Source organism: Mesorhizobium sp. M7A.F.Ca.CA.001.10.2.1, assembly GCF_003998575.1.
Lineage (GTDB): Bacteria > Pseudomonadota > Alphaproteobacteria > Rhizobiales > Rhizobiaceae > Mesorhizobium.
In genome coordinates this window covers 1-6,986 of sequence record NZ_RZQY01000299.1, presented here as the reverse complement: position 1 = coordinate 6,986, position 6,986 = coordinate 1, and the positions used below count along the sequence as shown (strand labels likewise).

8 protein-coding genes are annotated in these 6,986 nt (G+C 64.8%); 7 read left to right on the top strand and 1 reads right to left on the bottom strand.

Annotated features, from left to right (window positions below; translation table 11 throughout):
- From EN964_RS19375 to EN964_RS19355, 5 genes are all read left to right on the top strand, one after another.
- On the top strand, nt 1-639 hold a 639-nt coding region (locus EN964_RS19375; protein WP_206528733.1), incomplete at its 5' end, for a GTPase.
- A 4-nt stretch (nt 640-643) separates the two neighbouring features.
- On the top strand, nt 644-1,834 hold the full coding sequence (proB, locus tag EN964_RS19370) for a glutamate 5-kinase (protein ID WP_127266817.1): 1,191 nt from the start codon (nt 644-646) through the stop codon (nt 1,832-1,834).
- Nucleotides 1,835-1,837: 3 nt separating this feature from the next.
- Nucleotides 1,838-3,124 carry a glutamate-5-semialdehyde dehydrogenase gene (locus EN964_RS19365; RefSeq protein WP_127266816.1) on the top strand — a complete coding sequence of 429 codons (1,287 nt, stop codon included), beginning with the start codon at nt 1,838-1,840 and terminating at the stop codon, nt 3,122-3,124.
- A 72-nt stretch (nt 3,125-3,196) separates the two neighbouring features.
- Entirely contained in the window at nt 3,197-3,784 is a 588-nt protein-coding gene (locus EN964_RS19360) for a nicotinate-nucleotide adenylyltransferase (RefSeq protein WP_013529070.1), read from the top strand.
- A 68-nt stretch (nt 3,785-3,852) separates the two neighbouring features.
- On the top strand, nt 3,853-5,136 hold the full coding sequence (locus EN964_RS19355; RefSeq protein WP_127267096.1) for an MFS transporter: 1,284 nt from the start codon (nt 3,853-3,855) through the stop codon (nt 5,134-5,136).
- A 9-nt stretch (nt 5,137-5,145) separates the two neighbouring features.
- Here EN964_RS19355 and EN964_RS19350 read toward each other — a convergent pair whose 3' ends face one another.
- Nucleotides 5,146-5,997, bottom strand: coding sequence for a mechanosensitive ion channel family protein (locus EN964_RS19350; RefSeq protein WP_127267095.1), 852 nt, complete (start codon nt 5,995-5,997; stop codon nt 5,146-5,148).
- 242 nt (nt 5,998-6,239) lie between these two features.
- Between EN964_RS19350 and rsfS the strand changes: the two genes are divergently transcribed.
- Both rsfS and EN964_RS19340 read left to right on the top strand, forming a co-directional pair.
- Nucleotides 6,240-6,617, top strand: a complete 378-nt coding sequence (gene rsfS, locus EN964_RS19345) for a ribosome silencing factor (protein ID WP_013529073.1) — start codon at nt 6,240-6,242, stop codon at nt 6,615-6,617.
- Nucleotides 6,618-6,644: 27 nt separating this feature from the next.
- Nucleotides 6,645-6,986, top strand: a 342-nt coding sequence (locus tag EN964_RS19340) for a 23S rRNA (pseudouridine(1915)-N(3))-methyltransferase RlmH (protein ID WP_127276637.1), incomplete at its 3' end; no start/stop codon positions are given.

Sequence of the window (6,986 nt, the reverse complement as noted above, 5' to 3'; positions counted from 1 at the left end):
ACCTCGACCAACCAGGCGCCGCGCCGCGCCAACCCCGGCCTGCCGGGGCAGGAGCTCAACATCTGGCTGCGGCTGAAGCTGATCGCCGATGCCGGACTGGTCGGGCTGCCGAATGCCGGCAAGTCGACATTCCTGGCCGCCGTCACCGCGGCCAAGCCGAAGATCGCCGACTATCCGTTCACGACGCTGCATCCCGGCCTCGGCGTTGCCCGCATCGACGCGCGCGAATTCGTCATCGCCGATATTCCGGGCCTCATCGAAGGCGCGCATGAGGGTGTCGGCATCGGGGACCGCTTCCTTGGCCATGTCGAGCGCACGCGTGTGCTGTTGCATCTGGTTTCGGCGCAGGAGGAAAATCCGGGCAAAGCCTACAAGACCGTCCGCGCGGAGCTTGAGGCCTATGGCAACGGCCTGACCGACAAGGTCGAGATCGTGGCACTGTCCCAGGTCGACACGCTCGACGCCGATGCGCGCAAGAAGAAAGTCGCCTCGCTGAAGCGCGCCGCCGGCCGCGCGCCGATGCTGTTGTCGGCCGTCACCGGCGAGGGTGTCGAGGCGGTGCTGCGGGCGCTGATGTCGGTGGTGGCCGAGGCGCGTGCGCAGATCGCTGCGCCAGTCGAGACGCGCTGGGAAAAGTAGGACGATGCAGTCGCTGGGAAAATATCGGCGCATCACCGTCAAGATCGGCTCGGCGCTGCTCGTCGACCGCGCGACAGGCCTGAAGCGCGACTGGCTGGCCTCGCTCGCCGACGACATTGCGGCGCTGGCCAAGGGCGGCGCTGAAATCCTTGTCGTCTCGTCCGGCGCCATCGCGCTTGGCCGCACGATCCTTGGTCTCGGCAAGCGCGCCTTGAAGCTCGAAGAGAGCCAGGCCGCGGCAGCCGTCGGGCAGATCGCATTGGCCGGCGCGTGGTCGGATGCGCTCGGCAAGGGCAGCCTGAAATCGGGCCAGGTCCTGCTGACGCTCGGCGACACCGAGGAGCGCCGCCGCTATCTCAATGCGCGGGCAACGATCTCGACGCTGCTCAAGATGAAGGCGGTGCCGGTCATCAACGAAAACGACACGGTGGCGACGTCCGAAATCCGCTATGGCGACAATGACCGGCTGGCGGCTCGCGTCGCCACCATGATGGGCGCCGACCTCCTGGTACTGCTCTCCGACATCGATGGCCTCTATACGGCGCCGCCGGCGCGTGACCCCCAGGCCAAATTCATTCCAGTGGTCGACCGCATCACGCCCGATATCGAGGCGATGGCGGGTGCGGCCGCTTCCGAGCTGTCGCGCGGCGGCATGCGCACGAAGCTCGATGCCGGCAAGATCGCCACCGCCGCCGGCACCGCGATGATCATCACGTCGGGCACGCGGTTGTCGCCGCTGATGGCGATCGAACGCGGCGAGCGCGCTACTTTCTTTCGGCCGAGCAGCAACCCGGTCAAGGGCTACAAGACCTGGATCGCCGGCCAGCTCGAACCGGCCGGCCGGCTTACGGTCGATGCCGGCGCCATCGGTGCGCTGCTGTCGGGCAAGTCGTTGCTGCCGGCCGGCGTCAAGCTGGTCAGCGGCAATTTCTCGCGCGGCGACACGGTGGCGATCCTGTCGCCCGAGGGCCGCGAGATCGCGCGCGGGCTGGTTGCCTACGATGCGGCCGATGCCGTAAGGATCGCGGGCCTGAAGACGACCGAGATCGAAACCGTGCTCGGCTACGAGGCGCGTTCGGCGATGATCCACCGCGACGACCTTGTGGTGAGCCATTCGGGTGACCAAGTACGGGCCGGCGACCAAACAGGGGCCGGTGACCAAGTCACGGTCGGTGGCGATGTAAGCGGAGGATGAGCCATGCTGAAACTGCATGAAAAATCCGGGGATGACACCGTAGCAACGATGGCCGATATCGGCCGTTGTGCCCGCGCTGCCGCCCGACCGCTGGCCATTGCCACGACCGCCGCCAAGAACGCCGCACTCCTCGCCATGGCAGAGGCGATCGTCGCTCGTGAGCAGGACATTCTCGACGCCAACGCCATCGATGTCTCGAACGGCCAGGAATCCGGGCTTTCCGCCTCCTTCATGGATCGGCTGAAGCTCGATCCGGCGCGCATTCGCGCCATGGCCGACGGCATCAGGGAAATCGCCGCGCTGCGCGATCCGGTCGGCGATGTGATGGCGCAATGGGACAGGCCGAACGACCTGCATATCGAGCGTGTGCGCACACCGCTCGGCGTCGTCGGCGTCATCTATGAGAGCCGCCCGAACGTCACCGCCGATGCCGGCGCGCTGTGCCTCAAGGCAGGCAATCCGGTGATCCTGCGTGGCGGCTCGGATTCGCTCAATTCATCAGCCGCCATCCATGCCTGCCTGGTCGAAGGGCTGAAGCAAGCCGGCCTGCCGGAAGACGCCATCCAGCTGGTGCCGACCACCGATCGCGCCGCCGTTGGCGAGATGCTGAAGGGCCTCGGCGGCACGCTGGATGTCATCATCCCGCGCGGCGGCAAAAGCCTCGTCGGGCGCGTGCAGGCTGAGGCACGGGTGCCGGTTTTCGCGCATCTCGAAGGCATCTGCCATCTCTACATCGACCGCTCGGCCGATCTCGACATGGCGGTGCGGATAGCCGTCAACGCCAAGATGCGGCGCACCGGCGTCTGCGGTGCCGCCGAGACGCTGCTGGTCGACCAGGCGGTCGCCTCCACCCATCTGGTGCCGATCCTCGACGCACTGCGCGCGGCGGGTTGCGAAATCCATGCCGATGCCGACGTGCTGAAAGTGTTTTTCGATGCCAAGCCGGCGATCGATGCCGACTGGGTGACTGAATATCTCGACGCCATCATCGCGGTGAAGCTGGTCGACGGCGTTGCCGGTGCCATCGAGCATATCGAGACGTTTTCCTCGCATCACACCGAGGCGATCGTCGCCGAGGACGCGCAAGCCGTCGAAAGATTCTTCAACGAGATCGATTCGGCGATCCTGCTGCACAACGCATCGACGCAGTTCGCCGATGGCGGTGAGTTCGGCATGGGCGCCGAGATCGGCATAGCCACCGGCAAGATGCATGCGCGCGGACCGGTCGGCGTCGAGCAGCTGACCTCGTTCAAATACCGCGTGCGCGGGTCGGGACAGGTGAGGCCTTGAATCTTTTCGTTGTCAGAGCCTGAGGCAATGCTGGCATCTTCCGAACCGGCGGTACCCTCCCGTTACCTGAAGATGCCGCATGCCGAGAAAGGCCTCGCCGTCGGCCTGTTCGGCGGCTCGTTCAATCCGCCGCATGCCGGCCATGCGCTGGTCGCCGAGATCGCGCTCAGGCGCCTGGCGCTCGACCAATTGTGGTGGATGGTCACGCCGGGCAATCCGCTGAAGAACACCAGGGAACTGGCGCCGCTCGGCGAACGGCTGCAGCTGTCGGAGCAGATCGCCAAGAACCCGAAGATCAAGGTCACCGCTTTCGAAGCCGCCCATCACGTCCGCTACACCGCCGACACGCTGGCGCTGGTCAAGGCGCGCAATCCCGGGGTCGACTTCGTCTGGATCATGGGTGCGGATAGTTTGCGCGATTTCCACCGCTGGCAGCGCTGGCGCGAGATCGTCATGACCTTCCCGATCGCCGTCATCGACCGCCCGGGCGCGACGCTGTCGTTCCTGTCCTCCGTCGTCGCCAAGACCTTCGACTATGCCCGCATCGACGAGGGCGATGCGCCGCGGCTTGCCCGCATGAAAGCGCCGGCCTGGACCTTTATCCACGGCCCGCGCTCGTCGCTGTCATCAAGTGCGATCCGCAAGCTGGCGAAGGGGTGAGCCCGACCGCCCGCCCATGTCGCTTTTATCGCTCCCTTTGCCCGTTTCATGGGCAATCCTGAGCAGGCATGTCGATTCCCAGGAAAACCCGCAGCGAAGCCGAGCAGGGCGCCGAGCCCACACCGCTGATCGCGATTGCCAGCGTCATCGTGTCGATGGCACTGATAGCCGTCGGCAACGGGCTGATGTTTGCCTATATCCCGGTTCGGCTCGGCGCCGAGGGTTTCGATCCGACCTGGGCCGGACTTATCATCACCGGACTTTCGGCCGGTGGGCTGGCGGGCTGCATCCTGACCGGACCGCTGGTGCGAAGGGTCGGCCATGCCCGTGCCTTCATGGTGTTGTCGGCGCTGATCGCACTCGCCAACGCCGCCGTCGGCGCCGGGGTCCATCCGCTGCTGTGGATAGCCGCCCGCGCGCTCTACGGCTTTGCCATCTGCGGCCTGTTCATCGTCGCGCAGAGCTGGCTGAACGACGCCGTTGCCAACGCCATCCGTGGCCGGGTCATGGCTTTCTTCTACGTTGCCTATGTCGCCGGGCTTGGCGTCGGCTACGCGACGCTGGCGCTGGTGGATATCAGGACAGCGGATGCGCCGCTGATCGGCATCGCCTTCACGGCGCTATCGATCCTTCCCGTCGGGATGACCCGACTTGCCCAGCCGCCGGCACCGCAGGCGGCCTCGGTGGCGCTGCGCCGCGCCTGGCGGGTTTCACCGGTCGGCGTCGCCGGCATGCTTGCGGTCGGCGGCCTGTCAATGTCGATTGCGGGCTTCGCGCCGATCCACGCCACGGCCAAGGGCTACAGCCAGGCCGATGTGGCGCTGCTGCTTTCGGCGATGCCTCTCGGCACGCTGATCCTGCAGATCCCGCTTGGCTGGATTTCTGATCGAACCGACCGCCGCTATGTGCTGATCGCCGCATCCGCGCTCGCCATGGTCGCCGGCGTATTTGCGCTCGGGTACGATGGCGGCGCGTTGGCCGCGTTGGTTGTGATCTATATCGTGTGGGACGGCGCCTCGGAATCGATCTATTCGCTGGCCAGCGCACATGCCGCCGACCGCGCCGGCAAGGACGACATGGTGGCGCTGTCCAGTTCGCTTTTGTTTGCCTGGTCGCTGTCGGGTTTCGTCGTGCCCGGCATCGTGACGGCGCTGTCGGCCGTCTTCGGAACGCAGGCTTTCATCTATGTGGCTGTTCTCATCGCCGCTGCCTTCTGCCTGTTCGTGCTTTTGCGTGTGTTCACGACGCGTGCGGTCCCGGTCGGTGAAACCGGCAGTTTCGCACCGATGACGGCGCAGGCGCCTTTGCCGGTCGAACTTGCCTTCGCACCGGACGATGAGGGCCGGCACTGAGCCAACCGACTATTGCCGGCGGGCTTCGGGTTGGGGCGCTTCCGGCGGCGGCAGCGGGATCGATATGCCTTCGCTATCGAATTCCTGTTTGGCGCGCTTGGTGAGATCAGTCTGGGTGGCGAAGAAGTCCGCCGACGATGTCCAATAGCGCAAGGCAATCGAAACAGTGCTGTCACCCAATGTCGAGACGAAAGCGATCGGCGCCGGCTCACGTTTCACTCGCCGTTCGGCCGCGGCAGTGGCAAGCAAGGTTTTCTGCGCCCTGTCGATGTCGTTCCAGGAGCCGATGGAGAGTGTGATGTCGCTGCGGCGTACGCCGTTGCGCGAGAAGTTGCGCACCGGCTGGTTCCACAACGTCGAGTTGGGCGCCAGGATGTAGACGCCGTCGGCGGTCCTGAGCTTGGTCGCGAACAGACCGATTTCCTCGATCGTGCCGGCGATCGAACCAACCTCGACGGATTCGCCGATGCGGAACGGCCGCAGCGCCAGAAGCATGATGCCGGCGGCGATGTTCTGCAGCGTGCCCTGCAACGCCAGACCGATGGCGAGGCCAATGGCACCGATCGCGGCAATGATCGAGGCCGTCTGCACGCCGAACTGGCCGAGCACCATGATGGTGACGAGGATCAGGATGGCGTAGCGGACGATCTTGGAGAAGAAATGCCGCAACGTCGCATCGAAACCATGGATATGGCCGAGACCGGCGAAGATCGAACGTTCGGCAAGACCGGCGACGATGTAGCCGACAATCAAGAGGATGACGGCACCGATGGCCGAGAAGGAGTACGAAACAATCAGCGTGCTCAGTTGGGCGAGGCCAGCCTGGACGCTGAGAAAGGCGTTTTGCGGGTCGATCGGCATGGGGGGAATCCGGTTGGTCGGTGAGCCGATAACCCATGCGGGCGGTGAGGGTTCCGATCTTTTCCGGCGTGCAGCGGAACCACAAGAGCGACAATACGTTCGTGCGAGGCAGGGTCCCGTCTTGAAACTGTCAGGGAACTCTGCCTATCTAAGTGGTGTCACCTGCTTCAAGGGGTGATTTGGTTGTTCTTGCTGCGAAAGGAAATACACTGAGAACAGCACTGCGGAAGAAGGCCGATATCATGCCTTCGCCGGCCAGGATCAGCGTAGACGACGCCGTGTCCCGCGCCATCAAGACAGTCCTTGCCAGTCTGGAAGACTCCAAGGCCGAAAACATTGTCTCCATCGACATCCAGGGGAAATCGAGCCTCGGCGACTACATGGTCGTCGCTTCGGGCCGATCGCACCGTCATGTCGCGGCTGTCGCCGATCATCTTCTCAAAGCGATCAAGGATGCCGGTCTCGGCACCGCGCGCGTTGAGGGGCTGTCCGGCGCCGACTGGGTCCTGATCGATTCTGGCGACATCATCGTCCATGTCTTCCGCCCCGAAGTCCGCGAATTCTACAATCTCGAAAAGATGTGGCAGGCGCCGGACCTCGAGGAAGAAACGCTCCACTAAGTCGTTCGCGCGGCTTACAAGGCGAGGATGAAGATATCAGTTCATGCCGTGGGCCGGATGAAAGCCGGCCCCGAAAAGCTGCTTGCCGACCGCTATTTCGAGCGCTTCGCCAAGAGCGGCCCGGCCGTGGGGCTTGAATTTGGCGGCATTGCCGAGATTGCCGAGGGGCGCAGCCAGACCGCCAACGAGCGCCGGCGTGAGGAAGGCCAGAAACTGCAGACGCAGTTGCAGCCCGGCACCGCTTTGATCCTGCTGGACGAACGCGGCAAAAGCTTTTCCTCGGAAGATTTCGCCGGGCGCCTCGGCCTGTTGCGTGACGGTGGCCGCAAGGCGCTGGTCATCGCCATCGGCGGCGCCGACGGTCACGAC